This is a genomic window from Clostridium cibarium (assembly GCF_014836335.1).
In the GTDB taxonomy this organism is placed as follows: Bacteria; Bacillota; Clostridia; order Clostridiales; family Clostridiaceae; genus Clostridium; species Clostridium cibarium.
Genome location: NZ_JACSRA010000002.1, coordinates 213,158 through 229,826 on the forward strand (window position 1 = coordinate 213,158; position 16,669 = coordinate 229,826).

13 protein-coding genes are annotated in these 16,669 nt (G+C 29.9%); 2 read left to right on the plus strand and 11 right to left on the minus strand.

Annotation, left to right across the window (positions count from 1 at the left end; all coding sequences use genetic code 11):
* Genes dapF through glnA form a run of 3 tightly spaced genes read right to left on the minus strand, consistent with a single transcriptional unit; the run spans nt 1 to nt 2,763 of the window.
* The gene (gene dapF, locus H9661_RS02275) at nt 1–831 is read right to left on the minus strand and encodes a diaminopimelate epimerase (RefSeq protein ID WP_191767602.1); all 831 of its coding nucleotides are present in this window, start codon (nt 829–831) and stop codon (nt 1–3) included.
* A gap of 2 nt (nt 832–833) precedes the next feature.
* Entirely contained in the window at nt 834–1,403 is a 570-nt protein-coding gene (locus H9661_RS02280) for an ANTAR domain-containing response regulator (RefSeq protein ID WP_143314633.1), read from the minus strand.
* 28 nt (nt 1,404–1,431) lie between these two features.
* The gene (gene glnA, locus H9661_RS02285; protein ID WP_191767603.1) at nt 1,432–2,763 is read right to left on the minus strand and encodes a type I glutamate--ammonia ligase; all 1,332 of its coding nucleotides are present in this window, start codon (nt 2,761–2,763) and stop codon (nt 1,432–1,434) included.
* A gap of 447 nt (nt 2,764–3,210) precedes the next feature.
* Between glnA and H9661_RS02290 the strand changes: the two genes are divergently transcribed.
* Complete coding sequence (locus H9661_RS02290) at nt 3,211–5,310, plus strand: glutamine synthetase III family protein (protein WP_143314635.1); 2,100 nt, start codon at nt 3,211–3,213, stop codon at nt 5,308–5,310.
* An 84-nt stretch (nt 5,311–5,394) separates the two neighbouring features.
* On the opposite strand, the gene H9661_RS02295 is transcribed toward H9661_RS02290, so the two are convergent.
* The 5 genes from H9661_RS02295 to H9661_RS02315 all read right to left on the minus strand — a co-directional run bounded on the left by H9661_RS02295 (nt 5,395) and on the right by H9661_RS02315 (nt 10,070).
* Nucleotides 5,395–7,101 (minus strand): ABC transporter ATP-binding protein, encoded by a 1,707-nt coding sequence (locus H9661_RS02295; RefSeq protein WP_191767604.1) that lies wholly within the window; start codon nt 7,099–7,101, stop codon nt 5,395–5,397.
* A 24-nt stretch (nt 7,102–7,125) separates the two neighbouring features.
* Nucleotides 7,126–7,794 (minus strand): ABC transporter ATP-binding protein, encoded by a 669-nt coding sequence (locus H9661_RS02300; RefSeq protein ID WP_191767605.1) that lies wholly within the window; start codon nt 7,792–7,794, stop codon nt 7,126–7,128.
* Complete coding sequence (locus H9661_RS02305; protein ID WP_143314638.1) at nt 7,778–8,545, minus strand: ABC transporter permease; 768 nt, start codon at nt 8,543–8,545, stop codon at nt 7,778–7,780. Before H9661_RS02305 ends, H9661_RS02300 begins: the two co-directional genes overlap by 17 nt.
* Nucleotides 8,520–9,497 (minus strand): ABC transporter substrate-binding protein, encoded by a 978-nt coding sequence (locus tag H9661_RS02310; protein ID WP_191767606.1) that lies wholly within the window; start codon nt 9,495–9,497, stop codon nt 8,520–8,522. Before H9661_RS02310 ends, H9661_RS02305 begins: the two co-directional genes overlap by 26 nt.
* A gap of 147 nt (nt 9,498–9,644) precedes the next feature.
* A complete protein-coding gene (locus tag H9661_RS02315; RefSeq protein ID WP_143314640.1) occupies nt 9,645–10,070 on the minus strand; it encodes a YaaR family protein in 426 nt (141 codons plus the stop codon).
* 146 nt (nt 10,071–10,216) lie between these two features.
* On the opposite strand from H9661_RS02315, the gene H9661_RS02320 reads away from it, so the two are divergent.
* Nucleotides 10,217–11,353, plus strand: coding sequence for a DEAD/DEAH box helicase (locus H9661_RS02320; RefSeq protein ID WP_191767607.1), 1,137 nt, complete (start codon nt 10,217–10,219; stop codon nt 11,351–11,353).
* A 260-nt stretch (nt 11,354–11,613) separates the two neighbouring features.
* On the opposite strand, the gene H9661_RS02325 is transcribed toward H9661_RS02320, so the two are convergent.
* The 3 genes from H9661_RS02325 to H9661_RS02335 all read right to left on the minus strand — a co-directional run bounded on the left by H9661_RS02325 (nt 11,614) and on the right by H9661_RS02335 (nt 15,818).
* The gene (locus H9661_RS02325) at nt 11,614–13,563 is read right to left on the minus strand and encodes a rhamnogalacturonan acetylesterase (protein WP_207729615.1); all 1,950 of its coding nucleotides are present in this window, start codon (nt 13,561–13,563) and stop codon (nt 11,614–11,616) included.
* Nucleotides 13,564–13,792: 229 nt separating this feature from the next.
* Nucleotides 13,793–15,043 (minus strand): MFS transporter, encoded by a 1,251-nt coding sequence (locus tag H9661_RS02330; RefSeq protein WP_143314642.1) that lies wholly within the window; start codon nt 15,041–15,043, stop codon nt 13,793–13,795.
* A 4-nt stretch (nt 15,044–15,047) separates the two neighbouring features.
* Nucleotides 15,048–15,818, minus strand: a complete 771-nt coding sequence (locus tag H9661_RS02335) for a DUF2087 domain-containing protein (RefSeq protein ID WP_191767608.1) — start codon at nt 15,816–15,818, stop codon at nt 15,048–15,050.
* Between the last annotated feature and the right edge of the window lie 851 nt (nt 15,819–16,669).

Consider the following 16,669-nt stretch of genomic DNA (forward strand, 5'->3'; position numbering starts at 1 on the left):
TTAAATCCTTCCTTCAAAAACAAATTCCGCTGGGCCAGTCATATAAACAAGGCCATCAGATAAATATTTTATCTTTAAATCTCCCCCCAAAAGTTTTACTGTAATATCTTCATTGATCTTACAATATTTATTTAGTACAGATGCTACTACTGCTGCGCAAGCGCCTGTTCCACAAGCATAAGTTTCCCCACTGCCTCTTTCCCATACACGCATTTTTATGGTTTTCTCATCAATAACTTGTATAAATTCTGTATTAATTCTTTCTGGAAACAGAGGGTGATTTTCAAATTTGGGCCCTATTTTCTCTATTTCCAAATCATCAATATTATCCATATATATAACGCAATGAGGATTTCCCATTGACACACAAGTTATCCCTACTTCTCTATTATCTACTGTAATCTTCTCATTTACAATAATATCTTTATCTAATAAAACAGGTATATCTTTGGGATTTAAGATTGCTTTTCCCATATTAACTTCTACCTGCATTACTTTATTATCTTCAACGAAAAGTTTAAGTGTCTTAATGCCTCCTAGTGTTTCTAAAGTTATTACATCTTTGTTAGTAAGACCTTTTTCATAAACATATTTAGCAATACATCTAACTCCATTTCCACACATTTTACCTTCTGAACCATCAGCATTAAACATTCTCATTCTAAAATCCGCCAATTTTGACGGAAGAATTAAAATAATACCATCTCCTCCAACTCCAAAATGTCTATCGCTAAGTTTTATAGACAATTCTTCAGGATTTTGAATTTCTTTTTCCATACAGTTGAAATAAAGATAGTCATTACCAATTCCATGCATCTTAGTAAATTCCATAACTACACTCCTAAATAATTTATTATTTTATCAGCTACTTCTCTTCTAGTCAACCTAGCATCCATAGCTTGCTTTTCCAAATATTTATGTGCTTCCTCTTCTGTCATATTATTATATTGAATAAGCAAACACTTGGCTCTATCAATTTTCTTAATATCTTCTACTTGTTGCATTAATTTATTTTTTTCATTTTTAAGAGCACTAAACCTCCTTAATGATGTAAAAACAAATTTTACGCCTTGATGAAATATTGATTTAGTAAAAGGCTTTGGTATAACGAAAATTCCATACTCTTCAACCTTAGCAGAAACCAAATCAGCATTTTCTGACTTTACAACTAAGATAACACCACTGCTACCACTTCTAGACAACTTGATAGCAAAATCACTACCAAATTCATCTTTAAGAGGTGTATCTACTATTATTATGCTATAGTTTTCATGTATTAATCTTCTTCTAGCTGATCCACTATTCCCTTCAGTGTCAATATGGACATACCCCATACTCTTTAGATTTTCAGTATATACCTTTGTTCCTTTATCTGAACTACACACTAATAGTATTTTATCCATATAACACCTCCCAAACTCAAAATTTTAATTAAAGTCTATAAAAATAATTACTAATCTCCCATTCACTTACTTCATCGTGAACTGTACATTTACTTTCATAATCTGACCATTCTTTAAGTTTAATTTTTAAGAATTTATTATATACAAATTCTCCTAGCACTTCTTTAACAAAATCACTATTTTTCATTATATGAAGAGCTTCATTAAGATTTGAAGGTAATTTATCAAATTTATCAACTTCTATATTATCTACATTACTATAAAGATTTCCTTCAACAGCATCTGGAAGAACTCTTCTCTTTTTAATACCTTCCATTCCAGCATAAATTAAAAGAGAAAATGCTATATATGGATTGCAAGTACTATCTGGACTTCTTAGTTCCATTCTACTATACTCTCCTCTTGAAGCTGGTATTCTAATTAATTGGGATCTGTTTTTGTGAGACCACGTTACATACTTAGGGGCTTCAAAAGAACCAAATCTTTTGTACGAATTGATTGTAGGATTTAATACTGCAGTAATTTCCTTAATCCTATACATTATTCCAGCTATAAACCCTTCTGCCACCTTATTATGCACTCCATCATTATGAAATAGATTTTTATCTTCCTTAGATATAGATAGATTAATATGAAGACCTGAACCGCTCTTATTAAGCAAAGGTTTTGGCATAAAGCTAGCATGAAGTCCATTTAGACTTGCTATTGTTTTTATAACATTCTTAAATGTTATAAAATTATCTGCTGAACTTAAAGCATTATCATGCATAAAGTCAATCTCATTTTGACCAGGCCCTGATTCATGATGAGAACTTTCTGGAGTTAACCCCATCTCTTCTAATGTTAAACAAATTTCTCTTCTAATATTTTCACCCTTATCAAAAGGTGCTACTTCAAAATATCCTGCACCATCATGGGGAATCAATATAGGTTCTCCTTCGTCATCAGTCTTAAATAAATAAAACTCACATTCTGGACCAACCTTAGCTGTATAACCTAATTCCCAAAGCTCTTGTACAGCTTTCTTTAATATATTTCTACAATCACCTTTAAAGATTTCCCCTTCTGGAGTTCTTATATCACAAAAAAATCTAGCAACTCTTCCTTCTTGAGGTCTCCAAGGAAGTATTGCCAATGTTGAAGGATCAGGGAACAAAAACAAATCTGACTCTTCTATATTTAGAAATCCCTTTATCGATGACGCATCAAAACATATTCCATGAAGAAAAGCCCTCTCTAATTGAGATGCCATTATAGATATACTTTTCAACTCTCCACAGACATCACAAAATTGTAACTTTATAAATTTAATGTCATTCTCTTCAATAAATCTTAATATTTCAGCAATTGTTTGATCCATGTAACTACCTCCTTATTTCTTTATTTTTATTAGAGTTTTCTTAACTCAAAGCTCTAAATAACACACTTCAAAATACTTTGCCAGCTTTTATCATTTATTATTATACCATTAATAATGGTAACTCCAAGTATGTTTAAGTATAATTTTCTTTCATAATTGTATCATCTAAAATAAAATAAGCAACTAAAAATTTTAGTTGCTCAAAAAAATAACCACAATCTATTTAAAATCAATTAAAAAACTGGTCTACTAATAAACACTCCCAAAAAGCGTAATTTATAGAACCCCATTGTTCATATAACAATTTTATTAAAAACCTAATTTTTTGTCAATATTTTTTTTAATTCTATTGCATTTTAGCAATTTGAATTATATAATGTTATTAACAGCAAGGGCGCTGTACACTACTAGGTGTACAGCGCCCTTTTTTATTAAGGAGGAATCTTGATGGATAATAAGAACTATGTACCAAATTTATTTGGAAGTATGGTATTCAATGAAAATACTATGAAAGAACGCTTACCTAAGCAAACTTATAAGGATTTAAAAAAAGCTATTGAAAATAATTCCGAACTTAATCTTGAAATAGCTAATGTTATAGCTAATGCAATGAAAGATTGGGCTTTAGAAAAAGGTGTTACACATTTCACTCACTGGTTCCAACCAATGACAGGAATAACTGCTGAAAAGCATGATGCATTTATTCAACCTACTGCTGATGGAAATATAATAATGGAGTTCTCTGGCAAAGAATTAATAAAAGGTGAACCAGATGCATCTAGTTTCCCATCTGGTGGATTAAGAGCTACTTTTGAAGCAAGAGGATATACTGCTTGGGATCCTACATCTTATGCATTTATAAAAGATAATATATTATGTATACCTACAGTATTTATGTCATATACAGGTGAAGTATTAGATAAAAAGACTCCTTTACTTCGTTCAATGGAAGCACTAAACAAACAAGCTTTAAGAATATTAAAGTTATTTGGAAAAGATAATGTTAAGAGAGTAACTACCACTGTTGGTCCTGAACAAGAATATTTCCTAGTAGACAAAGAATACTACTCAAAAAGACTAGACTTAATGTTAACTGGAAGAACTCTTTTAGGTGCTAAAGCTCCTAAAGGTCAAGAATTAGAAGATCACTACTTTGGAAATATAAAAACAAGAGTAGCTGCATACATGGAAGATTTAGATAGAGAATTATGGAAACTTGGTGTATTAGCTAAAACAAAGCATAACGAAGTTGCTCCAGCTCAACATGAATTAGCTCCAATATTTGCTTCTACAAATATTTCTGCAGACCACAACCAATTAACAATGGAACTTATGAAAAAAATAGCTGATAAACATGGTTTAGTTTGCCTTTTACATGAGAAACCATTTGAAGGAATCAATGGTTCTGGTAAGCATAATAACTGGTCTCTTTCTACAGACCTTGGAGAAAATTTATTAGACCCAGGTAAGAAACCTGAAGATAATGTACAATTCTTAACTTTCCTTTGTGCTGTAATAAAGGCAGTTGATGAATATCAAGATTTATTAAGAATTTCTGTTGCTAACGCTGGAAATGATCATAGATTAGGTGCAAATGAAGCTCCACCTGCTATAGTATCAATATTCCTAGGTGATCATTTAGAAGCAGTTCTAGAATCAATAGAAAACAGTTCTGTTTACGCTTCAGAGAAAGCTACTAAAATGGAACTTGGAGTTGATATAATTCCTAAATTTACAAAAGATACTACTGATAGAAATAGAACTTCACCATTTGCATTTACAGGTAATAAATTTGAATTTAGAATGTTAGGTTCAACTTTCTCAGTATCTGGTCCTAACATAGTTTTAAACACTATAGCTGCAGAAGCTTTAGAACAATTTGCTGATACTCTTGAAGCAGCTCCTGATTTTAAGACCGCTTTAGATGATTTAATAAAATCTACTATACAAAAGCATAAGAGAATTATATTTAATGGAAATAACTATTCTGACGAATGGGTTGAAGAAGCTGAAAAAAGAGGTTTATTGAATCTTAAAACTACAGTAGATGCTCTTCCTCATTTTGTAGATGAGAAAAATATAGCTTTATTCGAAAAGCACAATATTTTCACAAATGTTGAAATGCACTCAAGATATGAAATACTTCTAGAAGAATATTCTAAAGTACTTAACATCGAAGCTTTAACTACTGTTGATATGGTTAGAAGACAAATTCTACCTGCAGTAACTTCATTCATGAAAGAATTGAGTGATACTATTATTAGCAAGAAGTCAGTTGGCTTAAGTACTAGCTGCGATATGGAAAAGGGTACTTTAACTCAAGTTTCTACATTTGCAAACAAGCTATATGAAGAAGTTGAAAAGTTAAACACTTTACTGACTAAAGCAGAAGAACGTAAAGATGCATATGATAATGCAAACTTCTATAAATCAGAAGTAATTCCTGCTATGGAAGCTACAAGAGCCGCTTGTGATGGTCTTGAAGTGTTAGTTGGAGAAAATTACTGGCCAATACCAACTTATTCTGATTTAATCTTCAGAATATAGTTCATATCATTTATAGAAAAAAGCAGATGGCTTAGAGTCATCTGCTTTTTTCTATATTATAAATTTCCAATAATATTATTCTTTCTAATTCTTAACGAAATTATGCAATTCCTTATATATTCCACCTAACTTCATAAGTTCTTCATGTGTTCCTTTTTCCTCAATTCCTTTATCAGTAAGCACAATGATTTCATCTGCATTTCTAATAGTAGATAATCTATGTGCAACTACAATAGTAGTTCTACCTTTACATAATTCATCTAAAGATTTCTTAATATAATATTCTGTAGTATTATCAAGAGCCGAAGTCGCTTCATCTAAAATAAGAATAGGAGGATTCTTTAAAAATACTCTAGCAATAGAAATTCTTTGTTTCTGTCCACCTGAAAGCTTAACTCCTCTTTCACCTATATAAGTATCATATCCTTCATCAAGACTTAATATGAATTCATGAATATTAGCTCTTTTAGCAGCTTCATAAACTTCCTCATCACTCGCCTCAAAATTTCCATACATTATGTTTTCTTTAATTGTTCCTGTAAATAAGAAAACCTCTTGCTGCACTATACCTATATTTTCACGCAATGACTTAATTGTAATATCATAAATACTTTTATTATCTATAAGTATGTCACCCTTGTCCAAATCATAGAATCTAGGTATTAAGTTACAAAAAGTTGATTTTCCTCCGCCTGATGGGCCTACCAATGCAAGCATCTTACCTTCTTCAATATTTAAAGATAATCCACCTAAAATTTTATTATCCTCATAACTGAATTCAGCATCTTTAAACGTTATTTGTCCTTTAACATCTACTAAATCTTTAGCTCCTTTTTTCTCTTTTTCCCTATCTTCACTTAGGATTTCCATATATCTTTGAAAACCTGTCATACCACTTTGGAATTGTTCCATAAAATTAATTAACTTCTTAATAGGATCAGTGAATATTTTTATATATAATAAATAAGCAAAAAAGTCGCCTAATCCTATTATATTATTAAATGTAAATAATCCACCGATTATTAATGCAACATAGTTTAAAATATCTATAGAGAAAGTTGCTCCTGAAAAATATTCTGCCATAACCTTATAGGCCTTTTCTCTAGCATTTATGAAATTTTTATTTCCTTCTTCAAACTTAGCTTCCTCAAACTCATGAGAGACAAAAGCTTTCGAAACTCTAATTCCAGAAATACTATTTTCTAAACTAGCATTAACTACACCTGTCTTTACTCTTGTTTTTAGAAATGAATCATTCATTCTTTTTCTTTGTTTCATCGTAAATATAACTATTATAGGTATAAATGCAAAGATTATTAATGTTAAAGGAATATTTATGGTACATAGTATTCCAAATGATCCAAGTAACATTACTATGGAAATAAATATATCTTCTGGTCCATGGTGGGCAAGTTCTGATATTTCCATTAAATCATTTATAATCCTAGACATTATATCTCCAGTTTTATTATTATCGAAATATGTATTTGGCAATCTTTGAAGATGGTTAAATATCTCACGTCTCATATCACCTTGCATTCTAACTCCAACAACATGTCCCCAGTACTGCATGAAATATCCACATATAGCCTTTATTATAAACAATATAATAAGTGTTATTGCAAATACTATTATCATCCTCATTTCTTTATTTGGAATTGAATTATCAACCAACTCCTTGGTCATCATTGGATAAACCAAATCACAACCAGCTGCCACCAAAGCTGCTATTAAATCAATAAAAAACAACTTCTTATACGGCTTATAAAAACTAACAAATTTTTTAAACATATATCCCCCTCCTATTTATTTCATCTATATAAGTTTTAATATTTCCTCTTTATCTTCTTGTATTTTTTCTGTGAAGACCCCTCTAATAGAAAATGGCTTTCCTCCTAAGACAAAAATATTTCCATTCATGTATATAGCCTCATCCACATCATGAGTAACAAATATGACCATTCTCTCTTCTTTTTTCAATATTTGTTTTAATTCCTTCATTATAGAATATTTAGTTTTATAATCAAGGGATTTAAATGGTTCATCCATTAAAATTAATTTTGAAGGCTTTAAAAGAGCTCTTGCTATATTAACTCTCTGCCTCATCCCCCCACTTAATTTCTCTGGATATTTCATCTGAATATTTTCTAAATGCAAGAGTTTAAAGGTCTCATTTATTTTCTTCACCCCTTCATCCTTTGAAAAATAATCATATATAAACAATTCCATATTTTCTTTAATGTTAAGCCAAGGAACTAATCTATCTTCCTGAAATATATAACTTATATCATCTTCATTAATTCCAACTATCTCTCCTGAATCTTTTTTAAGTAATCCTGATAATATATTAAGAAGAGTACTCTTCCCACCACCAGATTCACCAATTATTGAATTTACACTTTCAGAAGTAAAAGAAATATTAAAATTATCAAATACTATTCTATCCCCAAAGGACTTACATAAATTTTTAATTTCTATCTTCATGTTTCCACCTATAAACTTTTTTAATGACTAATTTGTTTAACAAATCAAACGATACAGATAATATAGCTATAATTATAACCCATGCAAAAATTGCATTTGTGTTAAAATTCATCTTTTCAACTTGAATTGATGAGCCTACGCCATATTTAGGCTCACCATAAACTTCGCCTGCTATTATAACTTTAAATGCTAGAGAAAATGTAGACATTAAAATTCCTGTAATATAAAACCCTATAACTGGCATATATATTTTCTTAACCTTTTGCCATGTTGAAATCTTATAAACTTTACACATATCCATAAGTTCTTTATTTATATTATTGATTGAGCTTATGACACCTTCATAGAGTATAGGAAATACTATAAAAAAACTTACTATAAAAGGTGCCTCTTCTTTCTTGAACCAAATAAGTGCAAGCACAATCAAAACCATTGTCGGTATAGTTTTACCTATTGAATTTAATGGCTTTAGAAAACTTTTAAAAACGGGGTACATCAAAGATAGCACCCCAAACACTATAGCTAAAATTAAAGCTATAAGAAAACTAATTAAAGTCCTGCTAAGACTAAATAAAATATTTTTAAAGAAATCATCTTTAACTAAGATTTCCTTTATGGAAAACAATACATTCTCAACTCTTGGAAGATATATTTCATTATTCATTTTTATTGCTATTATCTCCCACAGAATGATTAATACTATACAAGCTATTATTCCCTGTATTTTATTTTTCCATGTAAACTCCTTCATCTGGAACCTTTCCTCCTATAGTCTTAGGATCTAAATCATTCAATTTATTAAAATAAGTATTATATTCTTTATATGAATCCTTAATTGATACATACTTTATATTTGCCTTTTCCACAGCTTTTGAAACCATATCCTTATTAACAGACACTCCAATTTCCTCACAATATGATGGTAAGTCATAATTGTTGTCAGAAGCAAATTTACAGCTTTCTTCTAATTTATTTAAAAACTCTTGGATAAATTTATTATCCTGTTCAACCAAATCCTTCTTCACTATTAAAGTTGATTGTGGAAAACCATATTCCGAGTTATATGCCTTCTTCCATTCTTCATTAAAGTCCATCAGTATTTTAGTATCTTGCTTCTTACTTAATACTTGTGATAATGCTGGTTCTGGGACAACAGCATAATTTGCCTTTCCAGCCATTATGGCTGGTGTAAGTTCTGTAACACCATTAACATATGAAAAATTGAAATCTGACTCTATATTATATCCTTTTTCTTTTAGAACTATTTTAGTAATTAGATCTGGAGTCAATCCTTTGCCAATATTAAAAATTTCTTTTCCTTTTAATTGTTCTAATGAACTCTCACTTTTAGCAGAAACTAAATAAAATGATCCCCATCCTATAGTTCCTGCAATTACATAACCAGCATTTTTATTATATTGTGTAGCAGCTACATTTGATGGAACTATTGCTATATCCGTTTCTCCTTTTAATACCTCAGAAACTATATTTTCTGGAGTCTTCTCAATAGAATATTCTATATTGTATCCTTTTTCTACTTCTGGTTTTTCCTTCATAAGCTTCGCTGTTGCCATTGCTGTTAATCCATCTGGAACTACTGCTTTTATGTTTTTTGTTTCCTTAGGCTGTTCATTTGATGAACATTGGGTAAATACTCCTAAAGCAAATATTATTGATAGTATTAGTGCGAATTTCTTCTTCATTATTATTCCTCCCTTGGATTTTATATAGTATATGATACTACAATTGAGATTAGTTGTCACTCAAACAGCTCTTAATCTTGATAATAGAGTAGTCAAAAAACTAAAACAAAGAGCTCTCTCTTTAAATAAGAAAGAACTCTTTCAAAATCATCTATAAATATCTACTATTAATCCTTGAATTTCATCTATTGTAGCTGCAATATCCAAGTTCTCTTTTTCATCCCCAAGAAGTGCGTCCGTAAGCTCCTCAAGCTTTAAATCAACAGTATCAACGGTTATAAAATATTGAGTTTGCCAGAAACTTATATCTTTTTTGGTATCGTACATAAATTGCAAAACAGATTCTAAATACTCTTTTATAAGCTTTTTATACATTCTAACATCAGCATATGTCTTTGTTAGAACAAGCCTATTACCCTTTTTTCTTATATCATCACACATCTTTTTAAGCTGTTCTTGAGATTTTCTATCCCTTGCCTGGTTAAAGCTTTGTGAGAAATCTCTTCTACCTGGTACGACTTTTCTCTCTTCATCACGAGTTATAGTATTTCTCGAAACTCTCCCAATCTCCATACTACCATTCCTTTCTATACTGCTAATTATAACAAAAATAATTAAATTAAACTATATACTATTACCAATAAGAAAATATTTTCCTCGTTATTTCTAATATAAATGTATATAATAATTATTATAAACAAAAACCAAAGGAGAAATTTATGAAATCTTTTAATGAATTAAACTTAAATAAAAATTTAATAATAGGTCTAGAAAAACAAGGCATTAATATCCCTACAGAAATTCAAGCTTTAACAATTCCTGAAGCTCTTAAAAATAAAGATATTATAGGCGAAGCACATACTGGCAGCGGGAAAACCCTAGCATTTGTTCTTCCTTTATTTCATAAAATCAATACAGAAAAAAGAGAAATGCAAGCCCTTATTTTAGCTCCAACTCATGAACTTGTAATGCAAATTGATGCTCAAATTAAGTTGCTTGCTAAAAACTCTGAAATTCCTGTTACTTCATTATCTATAATCGGAGATGTTAACATCGATAAGCAAATTAAAAAACTTAAGGAAAACAAACCACATATAATAGTTGGTTCAACTGGTAGAATTCTTGACTTAATAAAGAAGAAGAAGAAAATAACCGCTCATACTATTAAAACTATAGTTATCGATGAAGCTGATAATCTTCTGGACAACACTAGTTCTGCAATGGTTAAGGATGTAATTAAAACTACTATGAAAGATAGACAACTCATGGTATTTTCTGCTACCATAAACGCAAGCACCTTATCTACTGCTAAGGAACTTATGAATGAAGCTGTAGTATTTAAAAGTAATAAAACAGTATCTTTAAATCCAAATATAGAACATATTTTTATAGAAGTAGATCCAAGGGATAAATTTGAAACATTACGAAAACTCATAGTTGCTACAAACCCAGATAAAGCCTTGATATTTGTAAATAAAGGTTACGAAATTAATATGATATCTGACAAATTAAATTTTCATAACAAGGCTGCTTTTGCTATTCATAAAGGCATTAGTAAAGAGCAAAGACAAAATGCTATTGAAAGTTTTAGAAATGGCAAAATAAACATCCTCGTTTCTTCAGATATTTCAGCAAGAGGATTAGATATAGAAGGCATAACCCATATCATTAATTTAGATTTTCCTTCTAATGCTAATGAATATCTACATAGAGCTGGCAGAACTGCTCGTGGTAAAAATTCCGGATGCACAATTTCATTAGTAACTTCAAAAGAAAAAGCAGCCGTTAGAATATATGAACGAGAATTTGGAATAGAAATTAAAAAGAAAAGATTATATCACGGAGAACTAAAATAACTATAATTTTTATAAAAAATGAACTGTCTAAGTAGAAATTTGAAATTTTCTTTTAGACAGTTCATATTGTATTAACCTGTAAAGTAATTTAATTCCCCTCATTATGTCCTTCCCTAGAAATCCAAACAAAGCTTATCTGTGGGCTTCTCATCCTCCTTAAAATACTTTTTCATGTTTAATACGTTTAATATGTCGTTTACCTATTCATCTTATTTTACATTCTTATTGTGTCATTTTAAAGAATTTCATCTTAAAATGCACTAATTAACTCGTGAAATAAACATTTGATTTGATATATCCATTGGATTATTATATTTGTTATTTACATTGCCTTGGCAATCTATTATAGATACTCCATCGTCAATAAGTAATTTAGCTTCTAAATTTGCATCACTAACCTTTGACATTACCTTCAAATTGCTTCTATCAGTGGGCTTAGAAGGGTCAAATGCTGGCAAAACAAATTCTTTCTTTTCTTCTAAAATAACTTCACTTGTATTTTTATTGCAAAGTTTTAATGAAACTGTCACCTTAGTGTCTAAACTACGTAGATTTTGAACATTAACACTTGCTGTAATTGTACCTTTATTCTTATTCCTAGTTATCTTTGCCCTATCACTTTTCAAAATTAAGTCATTACTTGTACCATAAGGAAGTATCTTAGAATTTTCCAACCCGTCTACATTCTTATTCATCAATTCCTCTACAATTAGTCTTGCAAGTTGACCTGCTCCAGTTCTATTAGGATGAAGAGTATCTAGCTTGCCATCACTATGTACCCAATAAAGAGCATTAGTATTTTCTTGTCCTATTTCTGTGAAATATGCTGAGCTCATATTGTTCAAGTCTATAAATTGAACGTCCTCTACTTTCGCTATTTCCATTGTAATAGTTTTAAACCATCTATTTTCCCTATGATGAACATTATTTTCATCAAAATCACTTGCACGGCCTTGACCGGTTACTAAAATTGGTATAGCTCCTTTTTCTTTTACTCTTCTTAACATCTCTATAATACTAGCTTTATATTCTTCCTCATTTGAATAATTAGTATCATTAATTCCAAAAGCAACCAAATAGTAATCACCTGGTTTAATATAATGTTCTACTGCATCAAATTGTCCACTTATTAAAAATCCTTTAGCAAACTGACCTCCTGTTGCATAGTTATGTACTCGAAAATTATCTGGGAGATATTTTTCAAGCATCTGTCCCCATCCCCCTTGAGTTTTTGGAACCATAGGAGCCACTAAAGGATAATAAGCTGTAACTGTTGAATCTCCACCAACAAAAATAGTATGATTAGGTTCTAAATCATCACTTATTTTCGACACTTCAATAGCACTAATAGAAAAACTTGTACCTTCTTTTCCCGCTGTGCCCAATATATTTAACTGACCATCTGTAACAGGAATCTCAAACTCACTTACCGCATTGTTACCAGTCATATTCATAACAGCAAAGTAACCTTCTGCGGCAACACTCATTCTGAAAATATCTCCTGCAATAACTTTTATCTTATATCTTCCACTTGGCACATCAATATTAAAAGTATTTTTACTAGTTACCCCGCTATTTAAAAATTCTACGGCATTTGAACAAACTCCATCACCAGAAGATTTTACATCTCTAATCTGTTCAATATTATTAAAACCATAACCAAGCTCCTTTGAGTATTTAGTTGTTGAAGAAGCACTAGCATAATCATCTAATTTATTCTCTGTTCCTAAATTAAATTTAAGCAACTTTGATACTTCTACAATACTTACCTCTCCATTAAAGTCTAAATCCAGTTTACCATCCTTAACTAATACTTTATGAGTGACTTCTAGATATTTTTTATTTTCACTCCCTGAACCTTTATACATAGTGTCACCTTCAGCCTTAACCTCTAAATGTTTTTTAGGGCCTATTACTGTAACATTATATTCCCCATTATCAAGTTTCTGACTAAATGAAAAATCTCCAACTAAAGCTGACTCTTTTGAATTTTCCCTGCGAACAACCTTCGAGACACCGTTTACATCTTTAGGCATAATAGATATATAATCCTTATTTTCATCTCCTCCAAAATCATACTTATAATCAACATAACCTAGTGCATTTCTTTTATCTTCTGTGACTGCACTAGTATTATAAGCACCACTTAAAAGCATAAAAATTGAAATTATTAATACAATCGAATTTTTTGACAAATAAGTTTTTTTCAACTTCAGCCCCCCTTTTTTCTACATATTTACTTCACAGTTAAAATATACAAGTTTAAATATTGTTTGTCAACACAAAATAACATGATAACAGATTTTTTTGCATTCAATACCGCCAGTATTATGTTGAATTTTATCTAAAAATAACAACACCACATAATTAAGAAACTCTAATATTAAAATACTATATAATAATAAAAGGATATCAAAAATTAATTGACATCCCTTCATTCTATTCTTTTGCTTCATATGCTTCATCACAAGCTTTTATTAAAAAAATCCCTGTAACCAAAATTGATAATAAATTTACAATAGTAAAAATATTATAATATTTCATTGCATCAAGCAATACCCCAAAAATAAAAGATCCTATAGGTATAGCACCTCTAGAAAACATACCAAGTATTGAAAAAAATCTTGATCGCATCCCCGGTGGAACAAGGTTTTGAAGATTTGTTGAAATAGGAGTATTAACAAAAGCATTAAAAAATCCCATTCCTATGCAACAAATTGATATAGATAGAAATAACGCGAATGTTGCCCCTCCATAAATCTCAACTGACTTAGGGAAAATTAAAGCACATACTATTAAGGTTATAGCTGTTTCTATCATAAGTCCAAGTTTCATAAGTCTTTTAAGTCCTAATCTTTTAAAATATGCTGAAATAGCAATATTCCCAAACAATATACCTGTTGTAAAGAAACAAATTATATATCCATACTGCTCTGACGCAAATCCAATTTCTTTTTTTAATGTATAAGGCATTAGTATATCAAATAATGGAACAAGTAAAAAATTAGAGGTCATAGCAAAACTGAACAATTGAAGTAATCCCTTTTTTCTCACTATGAACTTTAGAACTTCTAAGTTTTCACTTAAAAATAACTTGGTATTAATTTTTTCCTTTTCAACTACTTTCCTTCTATAAGTAATAAGCAGAGAAAACATTGCTGATGATAAAAAGGAAAGTCCATTAATTAAGAATACCATTTTTATTCCCCAAATACCGTAGATAACTCCCCCTAATGCAGGCCCTAAAATATTAGCTGCTGCATCAAATCCTCCTTTAGCAGAATTTGCTTCTATAAGTTCTTCTCTAGATATTAAATCTGGCATAAGCGCAGCAGAAGATGCATCAAATAGGCTGTCCATAATTGATATGAATACCTGTAAAGAAAATAAAATAAAAATATTAAGAGTTCCCATCATAGCAAATATTCCAAAAAGACAAATTAATACTCCCCTGCATAAATCCATTGTTACCATTATATTTTTTCTATTTTTTCTATCCCCAAGTATTCCTGAAAAAGGTGATGTAATTAATGCTGGCACAAGTGTCAGTATTGAAAACATCCCCATTAATGTTCCAGATCCAGTTAAATCTAATATAAACAATGGTAATGCTATGCTTTGAATTCCGCTGCCTATTAACGATACAAACCTACCTCCAAAATACATCCATATATTTTTACTTTTTTTCACAATTTTACTCCTTTACCCAATAGCTTTTACAATCATTAGTTCTTTCAACATATCCATACTCTATTAAAGCCCTTCTTAAACTGGCGTAATCTGAATATATTCTCTTTAAAATTCTGTTAATTTCCTTTTCCGAATAAATTTTCCCCTTTGAAAAATTTCTCACTATTTCCTCAAGTACAATAACTTTTTTCTTAGCCTTGGCTGGATAACTTTTCAAAGCTCCATTCTCATCCATATAATTTTTTATAGTCTCCATTTTTTCTTTATCTGTTATATTAAATCTATCATCTAAAATGGTTGCTGTTTTATGTGCATCACAAATAACTTCTTTATCAAGTTTATTAATCTTCCTATTAGTATTTTCAGCTAATAGATCCATCATAGTTAAAAATATTCTTGCTTGCTTTTCTTTTTCTCTTAACTTGTACTTATGATTTCTGACAGTTGATTGGGCCACTCCCATTTTTTCTGCAACTTCTTTATCTGATAACCCTTCAGAAATTAATGATATTACCTCCTTTTGGATATCAGAAACTCCTAAAAAAGTTGAATTCATTCCCAAAAGATAATTAAGCACTGAACCATGACTATCTTCTATATGCATCTCTATAGCCTTCTTAGCCTCATACAATGCTGATCTAACCTCATAAATACGTCCTTTTTCAAATTCTTTTTCACAAATAATACATTTGTATTCTTTCTCTCTCTCTATAAATCCACTTTTTACTTCCTCCATATTTGCATTCCAAAATATTTCATTTGTCTTTATATCCATATATATTAATCTCCTTCCAACAATTAACTCTACATACATATTACATCTTTTTTATAATATTGTCTATATATTTATAGACATTCTATCACTTTATCTACGATTATTAATATCTTTTACAAAAGACAATAGAGATTGTCCAATTGTATAAAATATGTAATATAAAATTTATCTTTCCCTTTTCTCTAATATAAATAAAAAACTAAAAAGATAACTAGGTGTATTATTTTGTCATGTTACTGCCATAATATACACCTATAATTTAGTTATATAAATTAATAAAACATTATTTATCCCCCAAAAATAGATAATGTACTATTTTAAGAATGACTTAATCATCCCCCTGATTAAGTCATTCTTTTTATTAGTTATATACACGTTTAAATTTGATTTAAATATTATCGCGTCTTACATTTTGATATTGATTTTTAATATCGTTATATGTTATCATGTATTTGCAGACATAATTCTAATCATTACTTAATTAAAAGTTAAATGTTGTATATAGGTGTCGAATTATGTTTTTTTAAAATGCTGCAAATACTTTATTCACTCCCAAAATTGTATAAAGTTTGTTTTTATCCCTTAGTAGCATCCTTACTTTCTATTTTTATAGAACTCTTATTAGCTACTAAGGGATATTTTTCAGCTTCACTTGAATATTTTTTTCAATTCCAGTAGAGACTTAGAATCTATTAATTTAAGATATAGATAATTTAACAATCGAGTAGGAGGTAGATAATTATTTTATCTACCGACCTCTCACACCACCGTACGTACCGTTCGGTATACGGCGGTTCATTAGAATTTAATGCATCATTTGATATGTTTGTGTTAGACTAACAAATCCTAGA

Coding starts and splice junctions, on each gene's coding strand:
- dapF (WP_191767602.1), bottom strand. CDS start 831: ATGGAATTTACTAAGATGCATGGAATTGGTAATGACTATCTTTATTTC.
- H9661_RS02280 (WP_143314633.1), bottom strand. CDS start 1,403: ATGGATAAAATACTATTAGTGTGTAGTTCAGATAAAGGAACAAAGGTA.
- glnA (WP_191767603.1), bottom strand. CDS start 2,763: ATGGATCAAACAATTGCTGAAATATTAAGATTTATTGAAGAGAATGAC.
- H9661_RS02290 (WP_143314635.1), top strand. CDS start 3,211: ATGGATAATAAGAACTATGTACCAAATTTATTTGGAAGTATGGTATTC.
- H9661_RS02295 (WP_191767604.1), bottom strand. CDS start 7,101: ATGTTTAAAAAATTTGTTAGTTTTTATAAGCCGTATAAGAAGTTGTTT.
- H9661_RS02300 (WP_191767605.1), bottom strand. CDS start 7,794: ATGAAGATAGAAATTAAAAATTTATGTAAGTCCTTTGGGGATAGAATA.
- H9661_RS02305 (WP_143314638.1), bottom strand. CDS start 8,545: ATGAAGGAGTTTACATGGAAAAATAAAATACAGGGAATAATAGCTTGT.
- H9661_RS02310 (WP_191767606.1), bottom strand. CDS start 9,497: ATGAAGAAGAAATTCGCACTAATACTATCAATAATATTTGCTTTAGGA.
- H9661_RS02315 (WP_143314640.1), bottom strand. CDS start 10,070: ATGGAGATTGGGAGAGTTTCGAGAAATACTATAACTCGTGATGAAGAG.
- H9661_RS02320 (WP_191767607.1), top strand. CDS start 10,217: ATGAAATCTTTTAATGAATTAAACTTAAATAAAAATTTAATAATAGGT.
- H9661_RS02335 (WP_191767608.1), bottom strand. CDS start 15,818: ATGGATATAAAGACAAATGAAATATTTTGGAATGCAAATATGGAGGAA.